General features: G+C 47.2%; 32 protein-coding genes, 2 tRNA genes and 2 pseudogenes. 15 read left to right on the top strand and 21 right to left on the bottom strand.

Annotated features, from left to right (window positions below; genetic code table 11):
* Positions 1-145: 145 nt before the first annotated feature.
* On the bottom strand, positions 146-1,501 hold the full coding sequence (locus IEY53_RS27460) for an FAD-dependent oxidoreductase (protein WP_189030677.1): 1,356 nt from the start codon (positions 1,499-1,501) through the stop codon (positions 146-148).
* A 155-nt stretch (positions 1,502-1,656) separates the two neighbouring features.
* Here IEY53_RS27460 and IEY53_RS27465 point away from each other — a divergent pair, with 155 nt between their 5' ends.
* A complete protein-coding gene (locus tag IEY53_RS27465) occupies positions 1,657-2,685 on the top strand; it encodes a LacI family DNA-binding transcriptional regulator (protein ID WP_189030679.1) in 1,029 nt (342 codons plus the stop codon).
* Positions 2,686-2,806: 121 nt separating this feature from the next.
* On the opposite strand, the gene IEY53_RS27470 is transcribed toward IEY53_RS27465, so the two are convergent.
* Positions 2,807-3,592, bottom strand: coding sequence for a sugar phosphate isomerase/epimerase family protein (locus IEY53_RS27470; RefSeq protein ID WP_189030681.1), 786 nt, complete (start codon positions 3,590-3,592; stop codon positions 2,807-2,809).
* A 140-nt stretch (positions 3,593-3,732) separates the two neighbouring features.
* Between IEY53_RS27470 and IEY53_RS27475 the strand changes: the two genes are divergently transcribed.
* Positions 3,733-4,575 (top strand): helix-turn-helix domain-containing protein, encoded by an 843-nt coding sequence (locus tag IEY53_RS27475; protein ID WP_189030683.1) that lies wholly within the window; start codon positions 3,733-3,735, stop codon positions 4,573-4,575.
* Positions 4,576-4,614: 39 nt separating this feature from the next.
* On the opposite strand, the gene IEY53_RS27480 is transcribed toward IEY53_RS27475, so the two are convergent.
* A complete protein-coding gene (locus tag IEY53_RS27480) occupies positions 4,615-5,478 on the bottom strand; it encodes an AraC family transcriptional regulator (protein WP_189030685.1) in 864 nt (287 codons plus the stop codon).
* 141 nt (positions 5,479-5,619) lie between these two features.
* On the opposite strand from IEY53_RS27480, the gene IEY53_RS27485 reads away from it, so the two are divergent.
* From IEY53_RS27485 to IEY53_RS27500, 4 genes are all read left to right on the top strand, one after another.
* Entirely contained in the window at positions 5,620-6,735 is a 1,116-nt protein-coding gene (locus IEY53_RS27485; RefSeq protein ID WP_189030687.1) for a glycoside hydrolase family 88 protein, read from the top strand.
* Between the two features lie 398 nt (positions 6,736-7,133).
* Positions 7,134-7,367, top strand: coding sequence for a tyrosine-type recombinase/integrase (locus IEY53_RS36180; RefSeq protein WP_189030726.1), 234 nt, complete (start codon positions 7,134-7,136; stop codon positions 7,365-7,367).
* A 103-nt stretch (positions 7,368-7,470) separates the two neighbouring features.
* On the top strand, positions 7,471-7,716 hold the full coding sequence (locus IEY53_RS27495) for a tyrosine-type recombinase/integrase (protein WP_189030728.1): 246 nt from the start codon (positions 7,471-7,473) through the stop codon (positions 7,714-7,716).
* A 20-nt stretch (positions 7,717-7,736) separates the two neighbouring features.
* Complete coding sequence (locus IEY53_RS27500) at positions 7,737-7,907, top strand: hypothetical protein (protein WP_189030689.1); 171 nt, start codon at positions 7,737-7,739, stop codon at positions 7,905-7,907.
* Positions 7,908-8,069: 162 nt separating this feature from the next.
* Here the strand turns inward: IEY53_RS27500 and IEY53_RS27505 are convergent.
* From IEY53_RS27505 to IEY53_RS27515, 3 genes are all read right to left on the bottom strand, one after another.
* Positions 8,070-8,155, bottom strand: a tRNA-Leu gene (locus tag IEY53_RS27505).
* Positions 8,156-8,345: 190 nt separating this feature from the next.
* Positions 8,346-8,774 (bottom strand): WGxxGxxG family protein, encoded by a 429-nt coding sequence (locus IEY53_RS35405; protein WP_229696394.1) that lies wholly within the window; start codon positions 8,772-8,774, stop codon positions 8,346-8,348.
* Positions 8,775-8,846: 72 nt separating this feature from the next.
* A complete protein-coding gene (locus IEY53_RS27515; RefSeq protein ID WP_189030691.1) occupies positions 8,847-9,533 on the bottom strand; it encodes a M15 family metallopeptidase in 687 nt (228 codons plus the stop codon).
* Between the two features lie 222 nt (positions 9,534-9,755).
* On the opposite strand from IEY53_RS27515, the gene IEY53_RS27520 reads away from it, so the two are divergent.
* A complete protein-coding gene (locus IEY53_RS27520) occupies positions 9,756-9,920 on the top strand; it encodes a hypothetical protein (RefSeq protein WP_189030692.1) in 165 nt (54 codons plus the stop codon).
* A 79-nt stretch (positions 9,921-9,999) separates the two neighbouring features.
* Here the strand turns inward: IEY53_RS27520 and IEY53_RS27525 are convergent, their stop codons facing one another.
* Positions 10,000-10,335 (bottom strand): YolD-like family protein, encoded by a 336-nt coding sequence (locus IEY53_RS27525; RefSeq protein WP_251038527.1) that lies wholly within the window; start codon positions 10,333-10,335, stop codon positions 10,000-10,002.
* A gap of 198 nt (positions 10,336-10,533) precedes the next feature.
* Positions 10,534-11,082, bottom strand: a complete 549-nt coding sequence (locus tag IEY53_RS27530; RefSeq protein WP_189030693.1) for a hypothetical protein — start codon at positions 11,080-11,082, stop codon at positions 10,534-10,536.
* Between the two features lie 140 nt (positions 11,083-11,222).
* Here IEY53_RS27530 and IEY53_RS27535 point away from each other — a divergent pair, with 140 nt between their 5' ends.
* Positions 11,223-11,711, top strand: a complete 489-nt coding sequence (locus IEY53_RS27535; protein ID WP_189030694.1) for a zinc ribbon domain-containing protein — start codon at positions 11,223-11,225, stop codon at positions 11,709-11,711.
* A gap of 75 nt (positions 11,712-11,786) precedes the next feature.
* Here the strand turns inward: IEY53_RS27535 and IEY53_RS27540 are convergent, their stop codons facing one another.
* Entirely contained in the window at positions 11,787-13,262 is a 1,476-nt protein-coding gene (locus IEY53_RS27540; protein WP_189030695.1) for a glycosyl hydrolase, read from the bottom strand.
* Positions 13,263-13,450: 188 nt separating this feature from the next.
* On the opposite strand from IEY53_RS27540, the gene IEY53_RS27545 reads away from it, so the two are divergent.
* Positions 13,451-13,897, top strand: coding sequence for a NucA/NucB deoxyribonuclease domain-containing protein (locus IEY53_RS27545; protein ID WP_189030696.1), 447 nt, complete (start codon positions 13,451-13,453; stop codon positions 13,895-13,897).
* A 261-nt stretch (positions 13,898-14,158) separates the two neighbouring features.
* Here IEY53_RS27545 and IEY53_RS27550 read toward each other — a convergent pair whose 3' ends face one another.
* Together IEY53_RS27550 and IEY53_RS27555 are read right to left on the bottom strand one after the other, a co-directional pair.
* On the bottom strand, positions 14,159-14,428 hold the full coding sequence (locus IEY53_RS27550; RefSeq protein WP_189030697.1) for a hypothetical protein: 270 nt from the start codon (positions 14,426-14,428) through the stop codon (positions 14,159-14,161).
* On the bottom strand, positions 14,418-14,630 hold the full coding sequence (locus IEY53_RS27555; protein WP_189030698.1) for a hypothetical protein: 213 nt from the start codon (positions 14,628-14,630) through the stop codon (positions 14,418-14,420). Before IEY53_RS27555 ends, IEY53_RS27550 begins: the two co-directional genes overlap by 11 nt.
* A 124-nt stretch (positions 14,631-14,754) precedes the next feature.
* Between IEY53_RS27555 and IEY53_RS27560 the strand changes: the two genes are divergently transcribed.
* Entirely contained in the window at positions 14,755-14,946 is a 192-nt protein-coding gene (locus IEY53_RS27560) for a hypothetical protein (RefSeq protein WP_189030700.1), read from the top strand.
* A gap of 53 nt (positions 14,947-14,999) precedes the next feature.
* Here IEY53_RS27560 and IEY53_RS27565 read toward each other — a convergent pair whose 3' ends face one another.
* On the bottom strand, positions 15,000-15,152 hold the full coding sequence (locus IEY53_RS27565; RefSeq protein ID WP_189030738.1) for a hypothetical protein: 153 nt from the start codon (positions 15,150-15,152) through the stop codon (positions 15,000-15,002).
* A gap of 153 nt (positions 15,153-15,305) precedes the next feature.
* On the opposite strand from IEY53_RS27565, the gene IEY53_RS27570 reads away from it, so the two are divergent.
* The 3 genes from IEY53_RS27570 (at position 15,306) to IEY53_RS27580 (ending at position 17,447) form a co-directional block, all read left to right on the top strand.
* Entirely contained in the window at positions 15,306-15,482 is a 177-nt protein-coding gene (locus IEY53_RS27570; protein WP_189030702.1) for a YjfB family protein, read from the top strand.
* Positions 15,483-15,658: 176 nt separating this feature from the next.
* Positions 15,659-16,231 carry an ImmA/IrrE family metallo-endopeptidase gene (locus IEY53_RS27575; RefSeq protein ID WP_189030704.1) on the top strand — a complete coding sequence of 191 codons (573 nt, stop codon included), beginning with the start codon at positions 15,659-15,661 and terminating at the stop codon, positions 16,229-16,231.
* Positions 16,232-17,015: 784 nt separating this feature from the next.
* Complete coding sequence (locus tag IEY53_RS27580; RefSeq protein ID WP_189030706.1) at positions 17,016-17,447, top strand: hypothetical protein; 432 nt, start codon at positions 17,016-17,018, stop codon at positions 17,445-17,447.
* Positions 17,448-17,552: 105 nt separating this feature from the next.
* On the opposite strand, the pseudogene IEY53_RS36185 reads toward IEY53_RS27580, so the two are convergent.
* From IEY53_RS36185 to IEY53_RS27595, 3 genes and pseudogenes are all read right to left on the bottom strand, one after another.
* Positions 17,553-17,951, bottom strand: a pseudogene (locus tag IEY53_RS36185) (IS1182 family transposase); the annotation flags it as partial.
* A 435-nt stretch (positions 17,952-18,386) separates the two neighbouring features.
* Positions 18,387-19,775: a right-handed parallel beta-helix repeat-containing protein gene (locus IEY53_RS27590; RefSeq protein WP_189030708.1), complete on the bottom strand. Its 1,389-nt coding sequence runs from the start codon at positions 19,773-19,775 to the stop codon at positions 18,387-18,389.
* 90 nt (positions 19,776-19,865) lie between these two features.
* A complete protein-coding gene (locus IEY53_RS27595; RefSeq protein ID WP_189030710.1) occupies positions 19,866-20,681 on the bottom strand; it encodes a DUF2935 domain-containing protein in 816 nt (271 codons plus the stop codon).
* Positions 20,682-20,859: 178 nt separating this feature from the next.
* Here IEY53_RS27595 and IEY53_RS35410 point away from each other — a divergent pair.
* A pseudogene (locus tag IEY53_RS35410) lies at positions 20,860-21,394 on the top strand (discoidin domain-containing protein); the annotation flags it as partial.
* Positions 21,395-21,518: 124 nt separating this feature from the next.
* Here the strand turns inward: IEY53_RS35410 and IEY53_RS27605 are convergent.
* The 5 genes from IEY53_RS27605 to IEY53_RS27625 form a co-directional block, all read right to left on the bottom strand.
* A complete protein-coding gene (locus tag IEY53_RS27605) occupies positions 21,519-21,725 on the bottom strand; it encodes a hypothetical protein (protein WP_229696396.1) in 207 nt (68 codons plus the stop codon).
* A gap of 99 nt (positions 21,726-21,824) precedes the next feature.
* Positions 21,825-22,535 (bottom strand): class I SAM-dependent methyltransferase, encoded by a 711-nt coding sequence (locus IEY53_RS27610; protein WP_189030712.1) that lies wholly within the window; start codon positions 22,533-22,535, stop codon positions 21,825-21,827.
* A gap of 140 nt (positions 22,536-22,675) precedes the next feature.
* Positions 22,676-22,741 (bottom strand) — tRNA-Met (locus tag IEY53_RS27615).
* Between the two features lie 221 nt (positions 22,742-22,962).
* Positions 22,963-23,877: a hypothetical protein gene (locus tag IEY53_RS27620; RefSeq protein ID WP_189030714.1), complete on the bottom strand. Its 915-nt coding sequence runs from the start codon at positions 23,875-23,877 to the stop codon at positions 22,963-22,965.
* Positions 23,878-24,318: 441 nt separating this feature from the next.
* The gene (locus tag IEY53_RS27625; protein ID WP_189030716.1) at positions 24,319-24,528 is read right to left on the bottom strand and encodes a hypothetical protein; all 210 of its coding nucleotides are present in this window, start codon (positions 24,526-24,528) and stop codon (positions 24,319-24,321) included.
* A gap of 820 nt (positions 24,529-25,348) precedes the next feature.
* Here IEY53_RS27625 and IEY53_RS27630 point away from each other — a divergent pair.
* Positions 25,349-25,804 (top strand): Ltp family lipoprotein, encoded by a 456-nt coding sequence (locus IEY53_RS27630; protein WP_444544134.1) that lies wholly within the window; start codon positions 25,349-25,351, stop codon positions 25,802-25,804.
* A 75-nt stretch (positions 25,805-25,879) separates the two neighbouring features.
* Here IEY53_RS27630 and IEY53_RS35415 read toward each other — a convergent pair.
* The coding region (locus IEY53_RS35415) for a peptidoglycan recognition protein family protein (protein ID WP_373293948.1) at positions 25,880-26,402 on the bottom strand (523 nt) is incomplete at its 5' end.

Genomic DNA, 26,402 nt, shown 5'->3' on the forward strand with positions numbered 1-26,402 from the left:
ATCACATGGTAAAAAAGGCCGCTCATCCGGTAGAATGTTTGTTTTCCAACAAACTTCCGATACGAGGCGACCTTATGAGAAAGTCTACCATGTTCCAATTATTTCTTCAATTGAATTTGGCCGTTATCTTGCTGGCGGATACGCGCTATACAGTCTGCCCGCTGCGAAGCAGCGCGCCGTTATGAATTAGCCGCTCCTGCAGCAGTCCAATGTCGATTTTTCCCGGTGATATACCCTGCTCCCATGCAATTGCTGCCGCCGTACCCGCAGCCTGTCCTGTCGCCATGCAGCTAGGTGTCAGACGCGTCGTTGCCAGCGCCTCATGCGTCGTCGAGATGCAGCGGCCTGCCACGAGCAGATTGTCAATCCGCTTCGGCAGCAAACAGCGGTAAGGAATATCGTATGCCCCATCTCCCTGGACCCATGCGGCCTGTACGCCCTTGCCGGACGGATCGTGAATGTCGATGGGATATCCGCTTCGTGCAATGCAATCGTCGAACGCGCGTCCATCCACAACATCCTGTACCTGGAGTGAATAGCAGCCGTCTATTCTGCGGCTCTCACGTATGCCGATTTGCGCTCCGACCGAAGAGATGGAAGCGTTCTCGAAGCCTGGCAAGCAGCGGGCCATGAAATCCGCGACCATGCGCACCTGCTTCCTGCCCTGAACCTCTCCTTCCGTCAAATCCTCCAGTTCAGTTCCGTCCAGCCCTTGAACACGAGTCGTATTGACAAGCACCTCGTCCGGTCCCGGACCTGTGAAGAACAGGACCTGGTCTCTGTTAATAGGCAGGTCAGCCTCCTTCCAATGCTTGAAGTAACCCAATACGCCGGACAATGGCAGTTCCTCCAGTTCATCGAAAGGTGTCTTCTTGTAAAACTCGTCCGGATGCTCGATCATATACCGTTTCACCTTCGCCAGATCAACGCCTCTCATTCGGAACTTCATCGTCATCGGCTGCGTCAAATTGTCGCTGTCGCGTCCCTGCAAGCACGGCGCGCCTGACAGATAGGACAGATCGGCGTCCCCTGTCGCATCGATGAACTGCTTCGCCGAAATTTCGTACTTCCCGGACTTGGTAGCCAATCGTACCGTTTCAATGAGGCCGTCCCTGGTCTGCACTTCGTCCATGAAGCTGTGCAGCAGCACCTTCACGCCCGCCTCGCGCAGCATATCGATGATTAACACCTTATACACTTCAGGATCATAAGGGGTGATCGTCTTTACAAAACCTACCGTATCGCGAACGTGACCGGGTGAAGCTCCCTCGGCCATCAAGCGGTCTACAATTTCCTGCGCTGTTCCGGCAATGACCTGCTTGCCATCCATCGTGTGAAAGGTCATCCATGGATAGACCAGAGCTGCAGTCGACATGCCGCCAAGAAAACCGTATCGTTCAATCAGCAGCGTTCGAGCCCCGCTTCTTCCAGCTGCCAGCGCCGCATTGATCCCCGCCGGCCCTCCGCCGCATACCACAATATCCGTCTCTATTTTTCTCATGCTTAACCCCTCCTCTGAAAGTATTTTCATTATAGGAGCCGGGGGACTTCTAAAGTAGTTGAACTTTAGTTTAAAATAGAGCTGTCAAGCGTTAGCGTGGACGATAGCTTTACGTTCGCATCCCCTAACCACACGGAGAAAAGAGGAAGGCGGTTTTGAAGTTGGGGACTCGTAAATCAATTACTCTGCACGATCTTTCCAAAGAACTTGGTTTTTCGATTCAGACCATATCCAAAGCACTGAGCGGACGAGCCGGCATGTCCGAGGAAACGCGGAGCCGCATTATACGAACAGCCTCCGTGCGCGGCTATTTGACTGTATCTCAGGCACGTGAGATGGTCAGCCGCGGCATCGCGCCCTACCCTACCTTCCAATTTCGATTTGTATTGATACAATCCCGGCAATCTATGAATTACAACGTATTGTTGACAGAGGGGTTAAGAGAGAGGCTCGATCAATTGGATCATCGACTGGAAAGCTATGTGCTGGATGAGGATGTGCCGGATCACGCATTCTCGGACTGGATGGAGAAGCGCAATTTGCCGACGGCGGACGGTCTGTTCATCGCGCCCCGGCTGCTCTCGGACTCCACGGAGCGCAAGCTGTTAGAGCTGCCTTTACCCAAGGTGCTGATTAATTATCCGAGACCGCTTTCCCGGATCGACAGCGTAATCTGGGATGTGTTCGAAGCCGTCTGCATGGCCGTGGACCGGCTCGCGCAGCTTGGCCATACCCGTATTATGTACGTAGGAGATACTCACAGCCAGCGGGGGTATACAAGAAGATGGCAGGCGTTTGAGGAAATGATGGGTGAGCTTCAGTTGGATCATGACGCAGAACTGCATATAACGGACGTTTGGGACGAGTCCATGCTGATCGACAAGCTGCGCAGCAGCCAACCAACAGCAATCATTGCCGGCATCGATGAAGATATCGTAAGGCTGTACGACAGCCTTACCACCCTGGGCTATCGCATCCCGGAGGACATCTCCCTAGTCGGATTGGCCAACGGACCGGTGGCGGCGCTGCCGCATTTAAGCCGCCCCCAGCTTCTGATCAGGGAGACCGGATATAAAGCGGCTGAGAAAATGCTGTGGCGCCTCGCCAACCAGGGCGAGCCCTGCGAGCATATCCGTATTGCCGGCCCTTTCCATAACGGGCAAACCATCCGGCGCTTCAGCTGAGAAGCGCCGGATGGTTTGATGTTCGGACGAGCTGTCCTCTCTCTACAAAAAAAGCCAGCAAAGCTGTTCCGGTTGTTCAATTCGCGGCTCACTGAGGCCCGCCCTTTCGGCAGTCGCGTTCTCAGGCTTCACCGAACAGATTCGGTTGCAGATTTGACATTAAATTATATAGATTGGTAAAGCTAGTTTGCACGCAGTCCATCGGTGCTGTTCTGCAAACATCCTGTTCTACTACGTACCACTCGACTCCGTTCTCCTCTCCCCAGCGAATAATCGGTTCGAATTCAATCGAACCTGTACCGATTTCCGCAAATGCCTGCTCACCATCTGCGGTCATATCCTTCATATGTACAATCGGCATCCTGTCCGAATATGGCTTGAAGAATGTTACTGGCTCTAAACCACACTTCTGAAGCCAGTATACATCCAGCTCTGCAAGGATTTCATTGTCTACAGCAGCCTCAAGCAAGTACGAAAGCGCGTTCTGCCCCTCTATCACTGTTTCAAATTCAAAAGCATGATTGTGATAGCTGATTCGGAAGCCTTCGCCCTTCAAATGCTTCGCAATACCGTTCAAATCTTTCTTCAGTTGTTTGTATCCGCCTTCATTTCGCAGCTCAGCGGGAATACTCGGGCAAATAATATCCCGTGTGTCGAACAGCCTGGCGTCCGAGACCACTTTGCCTGTGTTCGCAACAATGTCATGGAAACCAACATGCATGCCCGCCGTCTTCAATCCAACTTCGTCCAAAACCGCTTTGAGTTCCTGCGGGTCATAGCCTTGAAAGCCCGCAAACTGTACGCCGCCATAGCCAATTTGACTTATTTTACGAAGAACTCCCGGGAAATCTGCATGGCATTCCTCGCGAAGCGTATACAATTGAACCGCAATCTTATCTTTTAACAAACTACCATCTCCCTTTACTTCATTAATCCCCAGTATAGTGATAACTGATTTAGAAGTGAATATCCGATTCTCTGCTTGTTGACTTATTTTGCAACATTTATGATAGTAGAAATAGTTTACTCACTTGGAGGTGGCAGCAAATGATGGACGCATCGTGGATCGATTGCCTGTTGATCGGTTATTCTCATCATACTTCTCCATTCACCGGCTCCTTGCAAAAGGGCACAGCCGACAATCGCTTGCTCCTGCGCTTCCAGGTAAAAGGGACATGCCGTGTCGAGATTAACTATCAGACACATGTTGTGCAGCCCGGCGATCTGATCATCCGCAAGCCAGGGGAATACTACCGGTTAGTGGTTGAGGCCGATAAAGACGCTGACGTCTCTCAGCCAATTGAGAGCGCCGATTACTACTTATCCTGCAGCGGAGCATGGGTTCAGCAGTGGTGCAGCCGGAACGATTTTCCAAGCAAGGTTCATCTGGATACGGCGGAAGACTTCTTGGCATTGTGGAGAAAACTGATCTATGAGAAGCGGAATATTCATGGGGATAATGCGGAGATGATGGACGCTTTGATCAAAGTTTTATGTCTAACTATCGAGAGGTATGTACGGAAGCAGACGGCGGCGGCCTCCAGGCCGGAGCTCAACATTCCTTACAAAATGAAGCAGTATTTGGAGAAGCATGCTACCGAGCCTCTGACGCTGACCCATATCGCCGAACGTTATGGCATCAGCGTATCGACTGCCTCCCACTTGTTCAAGCAAGCGTTCGGACAATCTCCAATGCGTTATGTCATCGAGATCAGGCTGTCTATTGCCTCGGAGAAAATTCTATACAGCGACATGAAACTGGAAGATATCGCCGAAGCCTCCGGGTTTCGCAGCTATCCTTATTTCTGCCGCGCCTTCCGGGCTCATTTTCACGCCAGTCCCAGCAAATACCGCGTTCAGAACCAGCTTCACAAGGTAGAGAATCCTTAATTGGAACGAAGCAGCTATTATATTACCGCTGCTTCCCCGCTACAGCCTCAGGCGGTATTGATGCGGAGACACGCCCATAATCCGTTTGAACAGGCTAATAAAATAAGAGGTGCTCGTAAACCCTACCTGTTCGCCGATCACTTCTACGGATTTGTTCGTCGTTTGAAGCAGACTGCAAGCCTGCTGCATTCTGCGGGCTGTCAAATAGCCCGTAATATTGCTACCCGTCTCTTGCCGAAACAGCCGGGACAAATAAGATTTTGACATATGAAGCTCGTCCGCAAGCAGCTCCAGCTGAAAGGGCTCCCCGTAATGATTTTCAATCCATGCCATAACACGTTCCGATTGGCGAATCGGCTTCATATGCTCCTCCTGTTTGGGCCCCGGAATAACCTTTCGTATAATTAACGACAGCACCTTCAACAAATAAAGCGCGCTCTGCTCGTCCTTGCTGCTGGCGGAGGAAGCGAGCAGGCTATTCTGGAATGCGGAGCAAGCGGCATTCAACTCTTCATTGCAATCGATCATATCTATGCCCTGCAAAGCGATAAGCCCTTGAAGCATTCGTTTATAGACGTCATAAAGAGCCGGAAACGTCCTCAAGTAGCCCTTCATAAATACAGGGTCGAAATGAAAGACGCTGCGTTCATACGGCCGGCTTTCATCCACTTCCGCATAAACATTATGCAGCTGATAGGGTTGGAAATAAAACAGCATGCCGGGCTTAAGCTCGTACGTCTTCTGATTGACGGTAACCGAGCCGTGTCCCTGATGCACAGCCAGCACCTCGAAGCCCCGATGCCAATGGTAATACCCCTCGAAATCTTGCTGCGACCAGTTGCGGTATGACCAAAGAAAAGTCAGTCCCCCGTAATCCATTTCCTGAAACAGCGTCCCCTTCACTGATTGCACCCCTTCATTTCAACAAGTCAACAGAACAACATTTTTAACCATTGTAGCGTAACTTTGCCCATTTGTCAGAGACTATAATGTTAGCAAGCAGCTTAACCACAATCATGGGTCAACGAGGAGGCTTACTACAAAATGAATCAGGCATACAAAGAAAAAATATTGGCGCAATTAACCGAAAAGGTAGAGCGTATGATAAACCAAATTGGAGATAAAACACCACATGTGGCAAAAGCCAACGGCATCTATGACAGCACAGACGATAACTGGTGGACGTCCGGCTTCTGGCCCGGCCTGCTCTGGGTTATGCATGATGTAACAGGGAAAGAGTCATTCAAGGCAGCCACTTGGGAATGGGACGCCAAGCTGGAGCGCTGCTTCTGCGAGCATCCCGTACAATTGCATCACGATGTCGGCTTTCAGTTTCTGCCGACTGCTGTCATCAAATACGAATTAACGGGCGATCAGGAAGGTCTGCGAATTGGCTTGAAGGCGGCAAACTTCCTCGCGGGCCGCTTCAACGTGAATGGCGAGTTTATTCGTGCGTGGAACGGGCAAGAGGCGCTCGGCTGGGCCATTGTTGATTGCATGATGAATATCCCCCTGTTGTTCTGGGCAAGCCGCACGACCGGCGACCCGCGTTACAAGCATATCGCGATACGTCACGCGGACACCTTCCTCCGTTACGCCATTCGCGAGGACAGCTCGGTATGTCATATTTTATCTTTTGATCCGGAGACGGGCGCGTTTATAGAACCGCTGGGCGGTCAAGGCTTTTCCGGCTCCTCGGCGTGGAGCCGAGGCAATGCCTGGGCGCTTCATGGCCTCGCGATTGCTTACCGATGCACCGGACTTGAGCGTTATTTGCACGCTGCGAAGCGGGTAGCGCATTACTTTGTCGCCGCCCTGCCGGAAGACTATGTGCCGTATTGGGATTTCCGCGTAGAAAACATAGAAAACGAGCCGCGCGATACTTCCGCTGCCGCCATCGCAGCATCCGGTCTGCTCGAACTTGCTGAGCTGGTTCCATCCACAGAACGCCGGATCTATAACGCGGCTGCCGAGAGAATCCTGTATTCACTTAGCGAGAATTATGCGACCTGGGACAATCCGGACCATGAAGCGATTCTTCTCCAAGGCACCGGACATAAGCCTGAGAACGCCAACATCAACGTATCGCTTATATACGGAGACTACTACTTCGTGGAGGCATTCGCCAAGCTTAACGGCTGGAGCCATCGGATCTTTTAGTCTGTCTCATGCCGTTTATTTTAGAGTCATTTTTTGATCTTTGCCCACTATGGTACCTTTTATATTTTTACTTATATATAAGCTGAACTTAAGAGCCTAACGTAAGCTTCTTTCGTCACTACGGTGAATGTTTGGACTTCCGGCCGCTGCCCGTCTTCAAATTTCTTCAATTTAACCCCTACCTGTGGTTGAAATTCGAAGACAGCTTATGCTTACGATGCTAGCTTTCCTACGGAAAGCTTTCGGGCGGTCGCTACCGCTCCTACAGTTCCAAACTTCCCCTTCCCTCCTTTTCGCCTTTTGTTATTTTCTTTTGTTCAGCTTATATAGATACTTTTTTTCTAAAAGGAGCCATCTCTCCAATAACCCTCCAAATTAACTCCCAATTATAAAGATCAATATTTCTAGAAACGGCAGTATATCTCGCGGCTCATTATGGACTTCGGCGTTCCGAGGTGCTTGCGCTAAAGTGGGATTGCATCAATTTCGAAGAAAAGACAATCTCGATTAAAGAAGTTCGCGTGAAGTACGGCAAAACGGTTGTCGTAAAGAAACCTAAAAGCGAAAAAAGCCAGCGTATTTTGCCTTTGATGGAAAAACTCGAAGACTACTTATTACATCTAAAGAAATAGCGGAAGAAAAACAAACTGTCGTACGGCAAAGATTACGTCGATAGCGGTCTTGTATGTTGCTGCCCTGACGGCAGTCCCATGAAGAAGACGGAATACCTGAACCATAAATTCAAAGACATACTCGCAAAGAACGAATTACCGCATCAGATTTCATGATCTCAGGCACTCGACAGCCAGCTACTTGATTAAACATGGCGTAAGCCTGAAAGAAATTCAGGTATGGCTGGGACATTCAACCATCAACATAACAGCCAATACTTATACTCACATTGATATGGAGACTAAAAAAGATACAGCACAAAAGATCAACGATCTATTTTCCAAAAAAGCAAATGAAGCAGCTCAATGAAGTATACCGTTTGGCGAGTATTGGATGATGAAGAGATCAATTCCACCCTGCTGGACATTGCTGTACTCCATGTAAAGCTTGCTTTAGAGTGCAGCAACAAAAATACTTTATCTTGCCGTAAAGAAGTCATTAAAGCAGAAATCCAGCGACTGAAAATGGAACGTGACAGAATCCTCGAACATAGAACCTGAATAAGAACCACTGATCATAAAGTCGGTACAAACATCATTCCAAGCGTACCGGAAACCTCGAATCTACACGAAAAAGAAGCGGCGTTAGCAAAATGTTAGCAAACCCGTTTAAAAACAAACAAGGGTTCCAGCTCTAATGAGCTGAAACCCTTGTTCTACTAGTGCCGAGGACGGGGGTCGAACCCGTACGGTACTCACGTACCGCAGGATTTTAAGTCCTGTGCGTCTGCCTGTTCCGCCACCCCGGCATGAAATGTAAGTTGCGTTAAGTAACGCGACAAGAAATATAATATCATGTATCCGGAAAAGGCGCAATCCTAATTTATATGGAGAGACGACTATTTTTTGGAATACCGGGTGAGCTGATCTAAAAAATGGCCCGTTCCAGCTGTAACTGGCCCGAGCCATTCCCTATCCATCCATTCATGCGTACCTGAATTAACGGCGATCTCCTGTGGATCTGTTTCTCATGCCCGCCAAACCCAGCAACCCAACCAGACCCAGCCAACCCCAGTTAGCACCATTGTCGTTTCCATTATTTGTAGCTCCTGTTGTAGCTCTGGCCCGGTAGTTACCATTAGGTCCGGCGGTAGTGAGCGGTGAGATTCTGTAATCGTCTCCGCGGTTATTCCGGTTCATTGTGCCTGTGGTGCCATTCATCATGTTGCCATCCGGGGTCGTCATACGGTTGTCATTGCCCAGCGGATTGTTTACGGTTCCGTTGTTCGTAATGCCGTCGTTTGTATCCATTTTACCTTGAGTAGTGCCTCCCATGCCTGTCACACTGGCTGGACTGGCGTAGCTGGCACCCATAAGCGTCATTGACAAAACAGTACAGCATGCAAGGCTTGTTATCAGCTTGTTCAAGATGTTATGCCTCCCTTTATGTGTTATCGCTGATAATTTCCCCGTATGCCGGATAATCTATACATGCTAAATTTATTCCTTGACGATATGGACACTTTTGGTCTTGGCATCATACGTAACCTTGGCACCCAAGGCTTCAGCCAAAGCCCGCACAGGTACATAGGCGGTATCGCTGTCGAGTACACCATCGGTAAGTTTCTTCCCGTTCAAGGTTACAGTTACTTTAATGTCCTTGTTCACCTCGTCGTCACCTCCGTCAATCCGGCGTAAAGCGTTATTGACCTGCTGCGCAGTCGGGCGCATGCCAGCCTGCAGTTGCTTCGTTGATAGTCCAAAGTCCATCTGCAGGTGGGAGTAATCTTTAAAAGAACTCCAGTCGCCCCCCCAGTCAAAGCCAAGCTTCTTGGCCTCCTGTATAACCTCCTGCCAATCTGAACGTGTATCCTTGTCCCCGTCACGGTTCATGTCCCAGGATACGGAACGTCCATCCGGGAGCAGCAGCGCAAAATCTACAGCCAGGCCATAATTGTGGTAACTGGTGCCGCCCCGGGCATGGGTTACAATCGGACCGGGTTTGGTTCTGCCCTGGGCATACAGCGCATTCTGCTCGGCGATGGTCCGTAAGCCCTGGGTAATGACGATTGGCACGCCTTTCTCGTAGCTGCGCTGAATCAGAGCCACCGTTCCAGCCCGAACAGCAGGATTCAGTCCGTTCAGGCGTGCTGCCGATTTATTGTTCACTTCATCCAAAGTTGGCATATTCTCACCCCTCTGGTATAGTTAATGCCCCTCACGTGCTTGTGCTTGTACGGATAACCTCCATGGTATGCCCATCTACCGGCGCTTATGCTCAAATAAACCCCGGACCAGGGTCCGGGGCAACGTAAAGATCGCGCAAGGCAGCTTCGCCCACCAAAGAATGATATCCGCCCAAAAGGGCAATCTAATCCTGAACCTATTCCTGAAAGGCGGGATCCACTTATGGACATTCATAGTGATGCGTACAAGGTCGCTCCACTCAGTGAGCAGAAGGCTGCGGTTGAGATCATCCGCAGCGCCGAAGCAGCCCTTGCTGCGCTCACAGGCAATCCCACGGTGACCTTGATCGCTTACGAGAGGAACGAGACTCCTCGTCAGCGGAATTGAAGCGGCTATTGATTCTCTGCAGCCTGTATAGGGCTGCTTTTGTCATGGAACGGGTGCAGCTACGCCTGACTCATAGAATTCAAACGATATAAGCTTCAACGATGCTGTCCACATCAATCCATTTCCATTCTTCCGCCCACTGCAGCTTGAACTCACGTGAATGGGTATGAATCGACGTCACAAAACCGCTTAGTGACTGATCCTTAAAAGGATCAAACAGCACCACGGTTACCCGCACATGACTGCGCAGCGACAAAGCCAGTGTGCATTCAATCTCCTCCTGCTTTTGTTCATCCAGAACAGGCTTCATCCGGCGCAAGGTCTCCCGCTCATCCCTCAGAATTCTGCCTTTGTGCTCCGGCAGCATCATCCGGCTGCTCTCCCACAGTCCATTTCCCGCCAGCTTCTTGCTCATGGCTATTCCTCCTACCGCAGTTGTACTGAACCTCCACAACACACGAACGTATGTTTGTATTATATCCGTATCTGCTTGGTTTAATCAAGAAGGAAAAAAGACACCTTAACCTTCCGCTCTAAGCCAAAGAAATGTATAATTCTGTATACAGCAAAAAAGCGCTGACTGATGCGGACAGCGCCTGTTCTTGCTGATATTTTATTGCTGTAAGTTTTGCACTCCATCCTCAGGCTCAAGCAGGCCTGAAGCAACCCTGGCCTCATTTAGCTTGGAGATGCCATACAGCATCGCTACATCCGCTTTTTGATTCATTTCTTCAAATTGTTCGGCAGTAACTTCCGGAGATACTGCACTTTTGGAAGCTTCCTCTTTGATGGCATAGGCGCTCTCAAAAGCGATTTTGGCCTCGCTTAGCAGTTTTCCGATGTTCTCCGGCAGATCTGAGGACACCTTTACATCCTCCGCTTTGTCTGCTATTTCGGCTGCCGCATTCTGGAACTTGGTTACAGCTTTCTCAAGCTGCTTGTCCGTAGCCTGACCAGTCGAATAAGAAGTGAGTGCCTCATTAAAAGCCGCTAAGGAGGATTTCCCCAGCTGCTCGAATTCGGACATCTGATTGTAGAAATTCTGTACCGATTCCTGCACCTCTTCTTCTGAATCCGGAACGGTTGACGCCAAATTTTTGCCACTGCATGCACTAAGCAGAATGAATACCATAACCATCCCTGTACGTAACATATGTTTCATTTTCTTTCCCCCCACTAAACAGAATAATGTGGCTTGTTGTAAAGCGCAAATGAAATTAATGTAAAAGACGGGGTTGTGAAACAAATCCCCAAGATGAAGCGTATTCAAGATGAACCTTACTCTCGAGGAGATGAGATTTAATGCCTTATTGTACATTATGTGGAGCAGAATACAGCGCTGGCGCCAAATTTTGCGGAGAATGTGGAGCAAGCACGCAAGGTGCCGCTCCGTCAGCAGTCCCCCGTCAGGCAATGAACGAGATTTCGAAGCAGGAAATTGTACTGTGGGAAGGGAAACCTGCAGGTCTGTCCGACCGCTTCAAAGGAATCTTCCGTCTTAATACGACCACTTATACCCTGACCACCCAGCGAATCATTATAAAGACCGGCTTGTTCGGCAAAAATGTGGAGGAGATCGAACTCCTGCGGGTACGCGATTTATCGGTGGTCCAATCCATCCCGGACCGTATGCTTGGGATCGGTTCATTGATTGTATTCTCCGACGATGCTTCGGCGCCCCAACTGCTGATCCGGAAAATCCGCAATGCCCAGACCATAAAAGATGTACTGCGCAAAGCCGTACGTGATGAAAAAGCTGCCCATAATATCAGCTACCGTGATCATATCTGAACAAACCCCGGAGAACTCTCCGGGGTTTGTTTATGGACAACTCTGCACATGCCGGCTTTAGGACGAACCTATTGTTTATGGAAGGAAGAAAGCTTCCGGCGGGATCACCGTTTTGGCCTGGCTGGGGCTTTGCCACATCAGGACGACCCGCGCATCACCAAGATTCTCATAATACTCGACGACTATTTCATGCAGCTTGCCTGCGATAAGCTGGACATTCCCTGCTCTTTCCTGGCCACTCTGGTTAACCCAGCTGTCAATGACCAGAACCTTGTCAATCCACACCCGGATACCATCGTCTGAGGAAGAGTACAGAGTGTAACGTTCGCTGTAAGCCGCGCTAAGCTTGCCGCTCCACCGTACCGAGAACAAGTCTGCCTGAATCGCCCGGTCGGGAGATCCTTGTCTCCAGGCAAAGTTGATATTGGGGTCTGTACGAATCAGCGCAGGAGATCCGCTTAACGTAACATTGTTGAAATATTGCCCCAGTAGTCCCCTCTGCACCGGGCTGTTGCCGTCTGAGATGATTTTGGCGGCCGCAGCCACATATTCATCCCTTGTATAGACGAAGTTGTCCTTCATAAATGCCCGGATAACCGTTTCGGTATTCTTTTCATACAGCAGTTTACCCCAAGTCATCTGATAAGACCATTTCGTCTGCGACTTGGCCAGCAGCGCCGGAGAAGGCAGTTCCCCATTCTCACCAATCGCAATCAGCTTGCCGCGGCCCAGATCCCAGAGCTCGTCATGATGACTATCCTTGAAATCCCCTTCATAAATATCAAGGGCCAGCACATCCACTGCGCCCCCGCCCGGATAATAGTTAGATGGCGCTTCTGCCCATTGGTTCCTGGCGTTGGGACTCCATACCCACAATAAATGATTCAGCTTATGATAGCTGGTAAAGCGGTCAAACATCAGAGCCCACAGTTCTGTGAATCTGCTTTTTTGTCCCCACCAGAACCATCCGCCATTCATTTCATGATAGGGTCTCCATAATACAGGCACACCTGCAGCGCCGAGCTGTTTCAGATACAGAGCCACCTGGTCCAGATCGGCAAGCAGCGCCTTATACTCCGCAGTTCCCGGTGTTATATATTTATTAAAATTCTCATTGCTGAGTCCCATCGATACATTGGACCACAAGGGGGCTGTTCCGGGCAGGTGCGCATGATAGCTGATCGCTACAAACCCGCCTGTGTTATGCCAGCGAATGGCGCTGTCGACCACACCCTGCCGCTGCCGGTCCATTTCTGCTGCCGTCTGGTTCTCAATCGCTCCCAGCTCATATCCATGGAGTGCCGGATATTGTCCGCCGGTTTGGTTCAGCTTCTCGCTGAATTCATCCGGAGTCTCCAAATAATCATGTTGGCCGCTAATGATTCCTGTGCCTTGCAGTGCGTACAGGACCTTCAGCAATGTCCTGGCCGGCGCGGCCAGCGCCGGATTCGCCGGACTCATCACCACATTCCGGTATGCTATCTGCCACTGCACATCGCTGATCAGTCTGGAGGCGGCATCCGCCAAGTCCCGCAGCGTTCGTTGTTCCATTCATCCTTCACCACCTTCGTACGGTTTGTACTACAGTATGTGGATGTCCAGAACTTGGACACGGCCAAAGCACAAAGTTTCGACAAATCTCCCCTTCCCTTTCACTCTGCTTTTAGCGAATATATTAAATCGCACAGGATATTAGAAATAAGATATACTATTTTAAGCACAAAAAAGGAGGAGCAGCATTGAAAGTACAGAAACTCATCTACAGTCTCATCATTCTTGCCGTGCTGGCCCTGGGCTCTTATTTGTACGGAGAAGAGGGGCTGTTTCCGAAATCCCCCTCATCCCCTTCTCCGTCCGGCTCAGAGATTGTTCAACTGGAATTCCCCACAGATAAGTATCCGCAGACCGCGGAGCATATCCAGAATGCAATTGCGGAGGGTGAATCCGCCATTTGTACGATCAACCGGGAGCAAGCTGAGCAGAACCGCAGCCAATCCCTTAAGGGCATCCCTACCAAAAAAGGATACGACCGCGATGAATGGCCCATGGCCATGTGTGAGGAAGGCGGAGCAGGTGCCGACATTGAATACATATCTCCCGGCGATAACCGCGGGGCAGGCAGCTGGGTGGGCAATCAGCTGGAAGAATATCCTGACGGCACCCGTGTGCAGTTCAAGTTCCAATAAGCGGCTGCCCGGGACCGCATCAGATAAGAGCCATGAGTAGCTGCTGAACCTTATATGCACTAACTAAACACGATTCCAGTGTATTTGGTGCAGCACAAACTCGCTCTGAGGTCTCTAAAGTTCATTCTGCAGTCAAAACAAACATAAGCCGGGTTTTCTCACTGCCTAATGTACAAAGTGCAGTGAACACATTTCATCCCAATTACAATTACCTGACATTGCAGCGGGCCATTGCCGCAAGAAGTCCGCCCGAATGAACTACTAGTCGCTCCAATGACCGCTTCCCCGGAAGCCGGGAGCTGGCTCCTCCGGGGGCCTCTCCCAGCCTTCCAGAATGATCGCCGTCTCAACCGGTGTCTGCGGCCGCCACTCAATATAGCCCTCCCGCAACAGCTCTTGGCAGCCGAGAAGGATACTTCCCGGTGTTCGACCGCTAAGCCGTGCCAGCTCCCGCAGGGTCGGCATCCTCCGGAAATGGCCGTAGAAATGGTACATAATCCGCAGCAGCTTGCGGGCGGTATCATCCAGCATGTCTGGTGCCGGCCCGCTGCCAGGCCAGAATATTCTCCGTCCGGAATACCCGTGGAGCCCCTGTTGTCAGGCAGGTTGCCCGGATCAATCCGCCTTTGCTGCCGCGGATCTCTATGGTTCGCTGTGTAATTGTGCCTTGTTTGTCCTGATAGATAATCACTATCTTCTGCCCGATCAGCCGCAAGGTCTCATGCTCTTGCATAACGTTCGCCCTCCTTCATGGGAAACGGAATATTTCTTTGTATTATATGCGAACAAATGTTCTTTATGCAATATTTAAAAATCTCCATTCTAAGCGTAAAATAGAATGGAAGTTTATCTCATATGTGGAGAAAAAGGTGTTCTATATCTGTTATCGCGGAAAGCGGCTCTACGGTCCCCTGACAGAAGCTGAAGCTCTGCAGGAATGGTTCGCGCTGGCAGGTACGGTCAAGGAATTGTACATCATTGAGGTTGACGAGAGCACAGGGAGAACCAAACGCCAGATCGGGCCTGCCTATCGCAAAAAAAAGAAATAGCCCCCGCCGGCATTCTGCCAGGAAGGGGCCAGCATTCTAGGAAAGCGGCAATTTTAGAACAAACAGGCTTTGGTGATAATCACCAGCAGGATGAACAATACCAGAATCGCACTTGTTGAAGTATAAGGGCTTACTACCGGACATACCGGAGGGCCTTGATTCACTCCACCAACATTTCCACAACCGCAACCATACTCTGCACCCATGTTAATTCCTCCTCAGTAATTGTGAATACAGCACAGAATATGTAGGAGTCTACTCCACTGTTTGGGCAATTTGGCAAACAAATGCCAAACACCCACAAGGGGTGTCTCATCTTTGAGCCGGGGCTGGTCGATATACATTAGGGGAGGTGTAACATGGATATTGCTGCCTTATCAACTTCGCTCAGCCAGATTTCCCTGGCCCAGTCCGTAGGATTAAGCGTGCTGAATATTGCCAAGAATCAAGCGGAGATTCAAGGTCAGAACATGGCCAAAATGCTGGAGACCGCCATTGATCCGAATCTTGGAAAAACACTTGATATTCGCGTCTGATTCCTTTATGCTAAAAGCATAAGAACGCACGTTCTATCCGAAGGTTGCACACAGAGTACCCGGGAGAAGCACAGCACATGCTGCTTCTCTCTGCTTCCCGTATTGCTACATAGCCCTTAGGGCTTTTCTTTTGGCCTTTGAACCGAACATATGATCCTATTTATGAGGTGATTAACATGAAATCCTATTATCAAATGACAGTGCTGGAGAAATGGACGGAAGATTTATACAAGCGGTTAAGCATCAGTCATCCTTCACAAATCTCCATCGAGCATATCTCGGAACGGCTCAACATTTGGGTACATTATCTGGATGTCCGCAGCAAAGGGATCGAAGCCACCGCCGGCATGTACAGCATGTTCATCGATAACCGCCTGCCTGCCAGTCTTCAGCGTCTGGAGTTTCTGCATGAGCTCTGTCATTTACTGCGCCATGCCGGAAGCCATTCTTTAATGCCGGAGCGGTTCACACAGGAGCAGGAGGATGAGTCGGACCGGTTTATTTTGTATGCCGCAATGCCCTATTCCATGGTCTCCCGCATGAAGCTGCCTGAATTGCGCGAAAACGCCATCCCTTACCTTGCAGAGGCCTTTCAGGTTCCAACAGAACTGGCTATGCAGCGGATCGACCAAATCCAGCGGCGGGTATTCCAGGGCCAGTTGCTGGCGGTCATGGGCAGACAGGAGAGTCAACAGCCGCAGAGCTCCCGCCCAGTCCACTTTTCCCGTTTAATCAGCAAATTGAATTAATTGCCCTGCCACACGCACAGCAAATGACCCCGCCGGCGGCCGGCAGGGTCCATAAGCTTGTCTTCAATTGTCCAGTAACCCACCAATAAGTATAACGAACATCAGTACAGCACCCAGGGCTATACTTAATAATAAGCTTAACAACAAATATAAAGTGCTTGTTGTATCTCTTTTTTCCTTGAACCCCATGACACTTAGACCAAAACTGACTGTAGTTGAGAATAAGAGCAAATAATACGCGTCTAAGCTTGTAATATAACTGCGAAGCCAACTTTGGGGCATTAAGATAATAAATACCAGTACATTCATAACGGATAGAATCAATGGGTATCTGCTATATGATAATTTTCTCATAGGCACCTCTCGTGCACACTTAATCTCCTATAGCAACAAGAATGTAGCTACCGCAAATACACAAGATAATACTATTGAAATCACGGATAGAATCCGTTCGCTCTTCCACGCTCGAATGGCATTTGACACATATAATATCAGAAGACCACCCATCATAAGCGCTAAATTTATTCCCGTTATGAATATAACAACGAACCCTATCATCACAGCACACCAGATGAGCATAAACCACAATGGATAATTTTTGAATATAGTCTTAAGCATAATCTCCTGCCTCTATTCCACTTCAAATATATTGCTTATCTATATTCTCACATTCCCACCGCACAAGCAACGGGGATTCATAGGTGCTGCCAAATGATTTCCAACCTGCGGACGAAACCCTTCAATGGATCGCATAATATATCTCAAAAAGATTGAAGGTGTTTCTATGACTCGTTTACTTGATGCCAGGACTTCCCAGAACGCCAGCACAGCCGGCAGTATGAATGGGGTTGGCTTAACCGCTAACCAGAATGTATTAATTGGCCAAATCGGCTTAGCCACCGCCGGGTCTGTGGGAGCGATTAGAGTTCAGCTAAGCGGCGTTGCAACTTTTTTCGTATTTTCAGGCGGATTTATCACGCTTACCCTATTTGCTGTGAGAGGAACCGAAGCCACCGATCCCATAGTGTCCTCCAATCGTATTCAATTAAATCCCGGAGCAACCACCCCTACCAACACATTCACTCTCTATCTGGTTGGATCTGACTACAATCCGGAATCCACAGGTGAATTAATCTACTCTTTGTTTGTACACAGCACGATAAACGTTAACAGAATTGGTCCGGAAAGCTTTAACGGTACGGCCTACTCAGATTAGCGGGGGATAAGCCCCGGTACAGCCACTGGGTCCTGAAGCATTTGCAACTCCAGGAGAATATCCTGGGGTTTTGTTATGCCGACTCTTAATAAAACTTTTTTGAATACAGCGAGGTTTCAGCGGACAGCCTTCACGGCCTAAGCTCCGGTAATGGCGTTTGTGAATTTCATAACCACTTTCTGTCGTTTCCTTGCTTTCTCTACGGAAAACCAGCGTTTGTCCCGCGAGACAGGTCCTGGTGTCTTCGCCGGAGTTGTACGTCCAGTTCTCGATCTTGCTGACATCCTTTCTAAATGCCTTACTCTTCTCCGCATGGTAGCTTCCGTACTTCACCACCGCCTGAATTTCTTCGTGTTCCAAGTAGGCGTAATTTTCTTCACTGCCGTACCAGGCATCTGTAATGACGGTTCCCGGGGAGCGGGCCAGCATCTGTTTGGCTTTCTCCAAATGGGGCCTCAGGCAACGGGTATCCGTCGGCCTTGGGTGTACGCTGTAGGCCAAAATGATTATGGTGCGGAAGTCCGGGCGCTGGCGTCCGGCCAACCATATGAAAGGAATATTTCCCCTCACGGCTTTGGCGATTTGCCGTGAGCAGTAGATGCGCTGAGTGTAGGCGTAACTAATGACTTTGGTGAATGTACAAAAAAACCCTCCTTTGAAATGGATGCTCGACACTTCCATTTTACCAAAGAAGGGTTTCTTTTTTTGTGATCCTAAAGAAGAAGGGGTCGTTCTTACACTTCAACAGCGGAGCGGACGGAATGACCCGCGGAAAAGCGGCAGCGGTCGCCTTTGTGTCCGGATTTTCACCGCTAAGGGGGATGAAAAAAATCTGGACACAAGAGCGATTGGAACAACGTTCCGTTTGCGGAGCGTCCACTTAAGCGCACACGTTGATCCTACTAATGAACGGAAACTGCTTAATGTTCCAATACCGATTCAGGATATTGGTGTTAAAATGCTTATTTGTTGTAATTCAGAAGTCACAATTCGTTGAGTTGGCAATAAGTTCCCGCCAATGTCTCTTGGCCAAATAGAGATATGAACGGCGTCAGTAGCTGTAATTCCGAATTGGAACTCATATTCCTCAAATCCAGAAACCGAATACGTTTTTTGGATTTTGGTGCTTGGATCAAGGGTAAATATCTCATGCACAAATGGAGTTTTAGGGCCTGCAGTTCCCATAATGAAACCTCTGATTTCAACAACAGCCATTGTTAACGGATCATTGTTAAGGACATCCACAATAATGGTTTGAACATTCGACCCATTCCTTTGAATCGGTCCTGTGGATAACATATTCCCCGGTATAGCTTGGGAAGCCGTCGGATCGGCCGTTAAAAATGGTGTAATTTCGGCTACCGCATCAGGATCGATCACAGTATCCCCTGTTCCAATAGGAGCAGGTCCACTTGCACTTCCCCACCAGTTATTTGTAGCGTCCAATCTCCGGTTTGGCGGAGTCGTATTATAAGAACCGGCTGCAATGTTTAGCCCTGCGACCGTATTTCCCTGGATACTGTTCAACTTTGCCCGGATATTGGTATTATCATCAGGATCGAAAACGTTATTTACACTAATCCCATTTGAAATACTATTATGCAAAATATTGCTTTCGATCTCTGTTCGATCGGTGCCACCGGCGATAAAGATGGAACTTCCCTGAGTGTTTAGCATGGTATTATTTGTGATTTTAACATTTGTGGTGTTCGTCAGAGCAATCGAATTGTCCTGAACCATTAAATTATTTGCGATAAGAATGTCTTCCTGAACTCCTGGGGCTACGCCAGAGAAGTTTATGGAAGCATTGGCGTGGGTACCTTGAAATTTGTTGTTGTCAATAAACACATTAACGGACGCCTGATCTGTATAAATACCGTTTCCTGTGGCAGCACCCGGCTGATTATTGCTCTGAATTAAGTTAAACCTTGCTTGTGAAAAGGTTAATCCAGAGGAGTTCAAATAGAGCCCGAGCACGTTGTTTTGGATAATATTATTAAATATCCAATACCCTGAGGTAAGCGGGCTTGTTGTAATCCCCGGGCCTGCAGAGTTGTTTTGTACGGTAAACCCATCAATGACCACATTGTCGGCGGTCACTTGAACCACCCCACTGGCATTGTTACCCGTTATAGTGGATTCCGCAAGAGGGAATCTGGTGCGTGCGTCTACCCCTGATTGAGCCCCGTGCAGCTGAATCGTTTTATTCACGATAATGGTTTCATTGTACACTCCAGGGGCAACCAGAATCGTATCAAATTCATTGGCTGCGACTATCGCTGCAGCGATGGTCGGGAAATCAGCCGGTACAAATATTACATTTGCCATTCAATTCCACCTCCTACTATAAAGTATGAGATTCCAGTAGAATTGATTGGACAAAATCTATGTCTCTGGCTATGTTGTATGTTTCCCTAATCAGTGGACTATTTCTTTTTTGTTTATCTTGACACCGGATAAGGATTTGTCAAACATATCAAGTATATAAAGGAATCGCTCCGCTTCACGAAATACATGATCGGCTAACAAAGGATGAATAATACTTTTTATTCGGCATTCCTCAATTAAATCCCGTGCAGTTTTTTTGAAATCACGTAAAGATTGGACAGAAACCCGGTTTTCATCAACAAATTGACTTAGTAGAGGAACTGTTTGGGATTGTGGCCGCATATAACTTAAATCCACCGCTTGAAATACCAGCTTGTCAAAATCATCACTAAATCCCCTTGCCTGCTCAACCAGTTTCCGTTCAGAGGGATCAAGCAAATGGCCTATAAATTGTGCATGATCAGCCATAATCTTTAAGAAAAAGACATTTTCATCGATGATAGCATCAGGTAATGGTTCAAGCATCCCTGCATTAAGTTCCCCTAAGCGGTTTCTAAAGTAATTAGCCTCCCGGCTTACGTGATCTACCAGTAAAGGGAAATTTGTTTGTCCAGGAAGTTTGCATTGTAATATAAGGCCCAGCACCATTCTTTTAAATGCCCAAATATTAGTCGCCGCATTCTGTACCTCTGTATTAAACACTTTAATAGTGTAGGGATCTGCATCAATATTAAATTCATATGATCTTCTCTCAATATCCTCAAAAATACTTTGAAACCTTTTCGCTTCTTCAATAAGTTGAGTATCCTCCGCTCTAAAACCCAACCTCAGAAATAATGAGTGCTCCTTCATGATCCTGGACCAAAAACGTATCTCGTCTAATGAGCGGGTAACGAAAACATCCAATGATATCCCTCCTTATTAACGTAACAATAAATTACTTACTTAGTCATATGGGCTATACGTTGTCCGTTATGATAAATTTTTCAAATATTCGAGCTATAGGATTGCTTATACTACCATTTTTATGATAAAAATGGTGGATTCACATAGTAACAAATGCCTTATACTATGAGATGGAGGACATTTTGAGAATCCTAATTATTCCTATCCCGGGGGCCTTAATAAGCGGTTACGATATGTACCTGTGGGCCACAGCCAATTTCGGCGGCGGAGCTGGCGGAGACTGGGGACAGCGGATGTCGGACAATTACATTTTGAGTACCCTGAACAATCATGAGATCGAAATTACGGAACATGAAATAGGCCAAGGCTTCGGCTTGCCGGACTTTTACGAACCACAGGATCGTCCGCCCGGCGGCTTTCCGCTGCCCACCATCATGTGGGCCGGCAATTCTGCCACCATTACCAATTGGGATGTGTGGATGCTGCGGTATACATGGAGTCAGTTGAAACAAGATACGGCCCGCTTCCCCACTGTCCCACAGGACAGCACCTTAACGAACATCGCGGCTAATGCAGCTGTAACGGCTTCTTATTGTTCTTCGTGGGAGAGTAGCGGGGCATTGAATGACGGATTTCAACCTGCCCACTCCAATGACAGGGAGCATGCAGTGTATGGAAACTGGCCGGAAACGGGCCAGCAATGGGTGCAGTATTCGGCACCTTAGGAGTAGATAAGCCTACAATAGCAAACCGGCCGCTTCTTTTACAAAAGCAGGCCGGTTTGCTGTAATGGAAACGCCTCATAAGCGGGTGTGCTGGCTCCCCAGAGCCTTTTTGTTATTTGGCTATCCCTTTCTTCATGGTCACTAGTCGTTTCAACCCCTCCGTCCCTGCCCAGCCCCCTGCGCTGGCCAAAATGAAATTATGGAAAAGCTGCATCGCCAGAGAATAGGTCATTGTTCCAAAGATGATCTCAATCACAATAAACCGCAGAATATCCCCCTTGTCTATAATATAGATTGTAAACTCCTGATTCTGAAACATAGGTCGCATCATCCACCTCGGGTAGCGTTTATATAACCCATATGCTTCCTTCAGGTTGTCTAATTCCAAAGTGTTTGAAATTAGGGAGTACACCAGGATTTAGTTTATTGTGCTTGCACTTAGCGCCTCTTCACCAAGGATTTGATCCGCCGCGGATTGTTCAGCAGCTTGTACGGTTAGATCCGTCGTGATGGATATAAACGCTTCTGCCTCTTTGGGAATAGGGTTTTCTTTGAGCGCGGCTGTAAAAAAGATTTCGTTGTAGAGAAGGCCTTTTCTGAACTTTTTGATCACTTGATACTCATACTGTTGACGATTGAATAGCTGCAGATATTCATCCTCACTGCGAATAAACTCACCATGGTCATACTGGTTCATAAACCAGTTGTTGATTTTGTGCCGCGGGCTTAAATAGGGCTCGATGACAATCATTTTTCCTTCGGGTTTCATTACTCTGCTGAACTCGCTTAGATATTCGGTAATTTGTTCGTTCGGAATATGGTGCAGAACTGCAATGATCAAAATGAGGTCTACGGTCTGATCCGGTATCGGAATATGCTTTTCGTCAAACACCATAAAGGTATGCTTCGGATGTAACTGTTTGGCAAATTGTACTCTTTTGGCGTCCGGATCAATGCCATAATAATGCTCCGCATCGCATATGGAACAGTTTGCTCCGGTTCCGCAGCCAAAATCCAGAACGCTTTTATTTTCTAATGAGAAACGGCTTTTGATACGCTCGTGAATATATTTATTGGTGAACCATTGCGGGCGTACAAACAGGTGATATAAACGCGGGGACAAATACATGAGATTAAATGCACCACCATTTCATTAATGTAGAACATAATTTGCCTTAAACGTGCCAAAACAATACAGGGAAAAAATTCTTTGAAATAAAAAATCTATAAACAGCAAAAAACCCTTACAACGTAAGGGTTTCGGCGAAGTGGGCCCTGAGGGACTCGAACCCCCGACCAATCGGTTATGAGCCGACCGCTCTAACCAACTGAGCTTGGGGAAAGGTTAATCTACGTTTAATTAAGTTCCTAAACAATGATTAACACTATGTTTTCAAGGTATATATTTATATCCGTTCCATTCAGTTCGTTTACAAATACGTTAGCAAAGGAAAGTTCTGAACTAGCTCAACGCATTCATTTGCAGATTAACTTGACATAAATATGAGAGACAGCCTTGGACAAGTAATTAATGGTCCAGCAGTTTCTAGGAACAACTACTTTGTGAATCTCCCTTCAAAAATATTACCTGTGATTTCTACGCTAGCTGGATCTAAAATCCTACTAGGAAAATCATTTTTTGCATTAATCACCCATGGCCACAATGGGTTTGTTTTACCATCCTGAATTCTTTCATAAAAAAAGAACTTTATTATTTCTTCTGGAACCTTACATAAGTTAAAAATCTCCTTGTTAAAATACTTCTTATAAAAGTTAGTATGGTTTACAGACTTCTGATGTATAATTTCATTTCTGTATTGTTCAAATTGATTATACCTAGTCCACAATTGAAGTTGCTTTATAGGCTTTGTTTCGTATATAGATACGAGAATAGCACTAAGTTTTACTTTCAATGATAGCCACCTCTCAATGGCCTCTTTATCATAAATTTCATTTATTCCTTTTGAGTTCTTTTCGCTGTACTGATAATTATCAGGGATACTTAAATTAACAAATGCCTCTAATGCTGTATAACCAAATACTATACTTGTTTGTATCAGTTCAATATAGTCATACACTAAACGAGATTTATTTGATATGTTAGTTATTCGGTCAAGCGCTTCGTCTATTTCAAAATGGTTTATTTTATCTGGATTTATCTTTTCATTGAATAAAGTTTTTGCTTCCATCATTGATTTATTTGATACTGAAAGTAATATTGCAACACTATTAGGAGAAAAATATTCAAGAGTGTTCTTCTTACCATCTATTTTGGTATGAAATTGAATTGAGTCTAGTTCTTGAAATACTGCAGATCCTGTTTCTTTATTTTCGCTTACGGGATTGCTATAAAAAAATATTGGTTTATTGGTCCTTAAATCAATTAACTCATAATCCTTTTGCTCTACAGTAACAATAAGATAGTCTTTATCTTTCTTTCTTTCAGTGCTCACTTGTTTTTGCTTTTTCATATTTCATTCCTCTTCTATTTTAGTTTTATCCTTAAGACGTCTTTAACAAGGATTTCACAAAGAATTTCATAACTGGAGTATTCGCGATTTTAATACAATTATCCTTCACTTAAGTAAATGTTATCCTTGGATGACATAGCAAAAAAAAGCACAGTCCCCGCTACCCGGAAAGTTGCGCTACATATATTTTTTGGAAGCTGAGGAAGGGAATCCGTGTGCCCTACGCATTACGAGTGCGGAACATATGGGTTTTGTCGGTGTTTATTAGGTTCTATTAGTTTTAATTCGCGCACTCTACCGGCGTATAAGGTTCTTTATGTGTCGTTATGGTTTTTCTTGACGGTAGAAGAATTGGTAGAAGCTACGATTATCAATTATTAACCCAACCAATGTTCGCGCCCAGTAATGGTTATGTGGTCTAAAACAAAGAGCCGCCCGGGTTTATTCCTGTGGCGGCTCTGCATTTTCACGTTTTAATTTTTCTTCAATGGCAGTAATGATGTAATCATTCAGACTCATGCCTGCCGCCTTCGCAGCAGCTTCATAAATTTCTTTGCGCCCTTTGGCCACATAAGGATAAAGCCGGTCATAATTAGCAGCGTTGTATTTGTTCTTGGCCCGTGTAGCTGAGGTGCCTTTTTTATCGTCCAAAGCTTGTCCCTCCTTTATTCAAAGATAACACTAAAATTATACTTGCGCAAGTATAAAAAGTGTTGACCTTATACTCACGTGAGTATATAATAAGAGTATAGGAAGGAGGTGATAATGATGAAACGAAGAAAGGAAAGACGCAAAGAGGAAAGAGATGAAACACTCAAGACGGTGACGGCAATCATCGGCTTGATAAACTCAATCCTCACCCTCATCTACTTGCTGAGTAGGTAAGTAATCCCAGAACCTTGGCCCCTAAAGGGGCTAAGGTTTCGGGGATGAAATACAAGGGACGTCTTTCCTTTCGATTATAACATAAGGAGCGATGAAGAATGAACTTGAAGGAGCGAACCACTATTTGGGCCACTTATGCAGCCTTGATAATCAGCATCGCGAATACGATTATCCTGGTGCTGAAATGGTGATGCCCACCTGATGATGGCCGGATGGGTACCGGCCGAAACAGACTCCCGAATCTTTGGGGGTCTATTTTACTGTTCTTTGTAAAATAGATAGTAAATATTACCTAATTCTGATAGAATTATTTTGAATTAATTATCAGATTTAGGGGGATTATGAAATGTGGATTTTTCTTGGAGTTATGGGTTTTTTGGCATTCCTAGTATTTGGCATAATGGGAGCGATAGCAAAGCTCCGAAAAAAGAATACAGTAAAGCGAAATTTAATTATCTCAGCTGCTTGTCTTGTTCTATTTATAGTTGGTGTTTCTAATGCTGATACTGAGCCTACAAATGATGTTGAAACGGCGACAGTCGCTCCAAGTGTAAAGCCGGCTGCAACCGAACAAGCTCAAGCTGTAATTGCTGAAAAGACTGAAGCTCCTGCTGCAACTCCAACTGCCGAGGAATTAAAGGCAATCGAAGCAGAGAAAAAAGCTGAAGCGGAGAAAAAGGCTAAGGAAGAAGCTGAAGCTGCGGCTGCGGCTGAAGCCAAGGCAAAAGAGGAAAGTGTCCCTAGGGAACATAAATCAGCATTAAAAAAAGCGGAAACATATGCAGAAAATATGAGTATGTCAAAGGCAGGCATTTACGATCAGCTGACTTCTGAATATGGAGAGAATTTCCCTAAAGAAGCCGCTCAATATGCCATTGATAACATTGTATTTGATTGGAAAGAAAATGCATTAAAAAAGGCACAAACATATGCAGAAAATATGAGTATGTCAGATTCGGCTATTTACGATCAATTGATTTCAGAATACGGGGAAAAATTCACTGCGGAAGAAGCGCAATACGCGATAGATAATTTAGAATAAGATAAAAAAACAAATAAAGCCCCGTTGACCAGTTAAGGTTGACGGGGCTTTTCATATTCCCAAGCGTTTGGGATTTTACTTTTTGAAGGCTCCTGCGCGGTGAAGGATCGTAACCATCCGGTAAAAGTCATAGCTGCCATTTGCGGTGGTATCCAGCAACCCCGCAGCCTTGGCCGCCTCGCATGATGGCAAGGCCCATTTCGGGATCTCGGGCAGCTTGGCCGCTGTCTCCAGCTCCGTGATCCGGTTGGACAGACCCAACGTTACCTCTGCTTGCGCCTTAATGAGCATCTGCATTGCTTCAAAGTCTTTCTTTTCCTGTGCTGTCATTGCTTCATCCTCCTCATTTAATTTGAACTGCACAAGTGCCTTAAACACCGCCCATCCGGTCCATTCACCGCCGTCATACATCAACTGTGGGCATATCTTGCCTGACCAGTCAAAGTGCCTCCGAAGCCGATCCACGCCCCATCCGCGCTCCTTGAGCATAGATGCAACCAGCCCGGCTGCATTGTCCAGCGTCTTTGTGTAGTCGCCAGACTCGCATATCTCAACACCGATGCTCGTCCGGTTACCCGACTTGGCGCCGCTGCCGTCT

Origin of the sequence: Paenibacillus albidus (assembly GCF_014644435.1) — a bacterium.
In the GTDB taxonomy this organism is placed as follows: domain Bacteria; phylum Bacillota; class Bacilli; order Paenibacillales; family Paenibacillaceae; genus Paenibacillus_AQ; species Paenibacillus_AQ albidus.

Excerpts from the sequence above, each read along its gene's own strand:
- IEY53_RS27605 (WP_229696396.1), bottom strand. The coding sequence starts at position 21,725 with ATGTTTCAGAATCAGGAGTTTACAATCTATATTATAGACAAGGGGGAT.
- IEY53_RS27535 (WP_189030694.1), top strand. The coding sequence starts at position 11,223 with ATGCCTTATTGTACATTATGTGGAGCAGAATACAGCGCTGGCGCCAAA.
- IEY53_RS27580 (WP_189030706.1), top strand. The coding sequence starts at position 17,016 with ATGACTCGTTTACTTGATGCCAGGACTTCCCAGAACGCCAGCACAGCC.
- IEY53_RS27515 (WP_189030691.1), bottom strand. The coding sequence starts at position 9,533 with ATGCCAACTTTGGATGAAGTGAACAATAAATCGGCAGCACGCCTGAAC.
- IEY53_RS27620 (WP_189030714.1), bottom strand. The coding sequence starts at position 23,877 with ATGAAAAAGCAAAAACAAGTGAGCACTGAAAGAAAGAAAGATAAAGAC.
- IEY53_RS27530 (WP_189030693.1), bottom strand. The coding sequence starts at position 11,082 with ATGAAACATATGTTACGTACAGGGATGGTTATGGTATTCATTCTGCTT.
- IEY53_RS27460 (WP_189030677.1), bottom strand. The coding sequence starts at position 1,501 with ATGAGAAAAATAGAGACGGATATTGTGGTATGCGGCGGAGGGCCGGCG.
- IEY53_RS27485 (WP_189030687.1), top strand. The coding sequence starts at position 5,620 with ATGAATCAGGCATACAAAGAAAAAATATTGGCGCAATTAACCGAAAAG.
- IEY53_RS27565 (WP_189030738.1), bottom strand. The coding sequence starts at position 15,152 with ATGGGTGCAGAGTATGGTTGCGGTTGTGGAAATGTTGGTGGAGTGAAT.
- IEY53_RS27610 (WP_189030712.1), bottom strand. The coding sequence starts at position 22,535 with ATGTATTTGTCCCCGCGTTTATATCACCTGTTTGTACGCCCGCAATGG.
- IEY53_RS27525 (WP_251038527.1), bottom strand. The coding sequence starts at position 10,335 with ATGAGCAAGAAGCTGGCGGGAAATGGACTGTGGGAGAGCAGCCGGATG.
- IEY53_RS27540 (WP_189030695.1), bottom strand. The coding sequence starts at position 13,262 with ATGGAACAACGAACGCTGCGGGACTTGGCGGATGCCGCCTCCAGACTG.
- IEY53_RS27555 (WP_189030698.1), bottom strand. The coding sequence starts at position 14,630 with ATGCAAGAGCATGAGACCTTGCGGCTGATCGGGCAGAAGATAGTGATT.
- IEY53_RS27590 (WP_189030708.1), bottom strand. The coding sequence starts at position 19,775 with ATGGCAAATGTAATATTTGTACCGGCTGATTTCCCGACCATCGCTGCA.
- IEY53_RS27575 (WP_189030704.1), top strand. The coding sequence starts at position 15,659 with ATGAAATCCTATTATCAAATGACAGTGCTGGAGAAATGGACGGAAGAT.
- IEY53_RS27550 (WP_189030697.1), bottom strand. The coding sequence starts at position 14,428 with ATGCTGGATGATACCGCCCGCAAGCTGCTGCGGATTATGTACCATTTC.
- IEY53_RS27475 (WP_189030683.1), top strand. The coding sequence starts at position 3,733 with ATGATGGACGCATCGTGGATCGATTGCCTGTTGATCGGTTATTCTCAT.
- IEY53_RS27570 (WP_189030702.1), top strand. The coding sequence starts at position 15,306 with ATGGATATTGCTGCCTTATCAACTTCGCTCAGCCAGATTTCCCTGGCC.
- IEY53_RS27520 (WP_189030692.1), top strand. The coding sequence starts at position 9,756 with ATGGACATTCATAGTGATGCGTACAAGGTCGCTCCACTCAGTGAGCAG.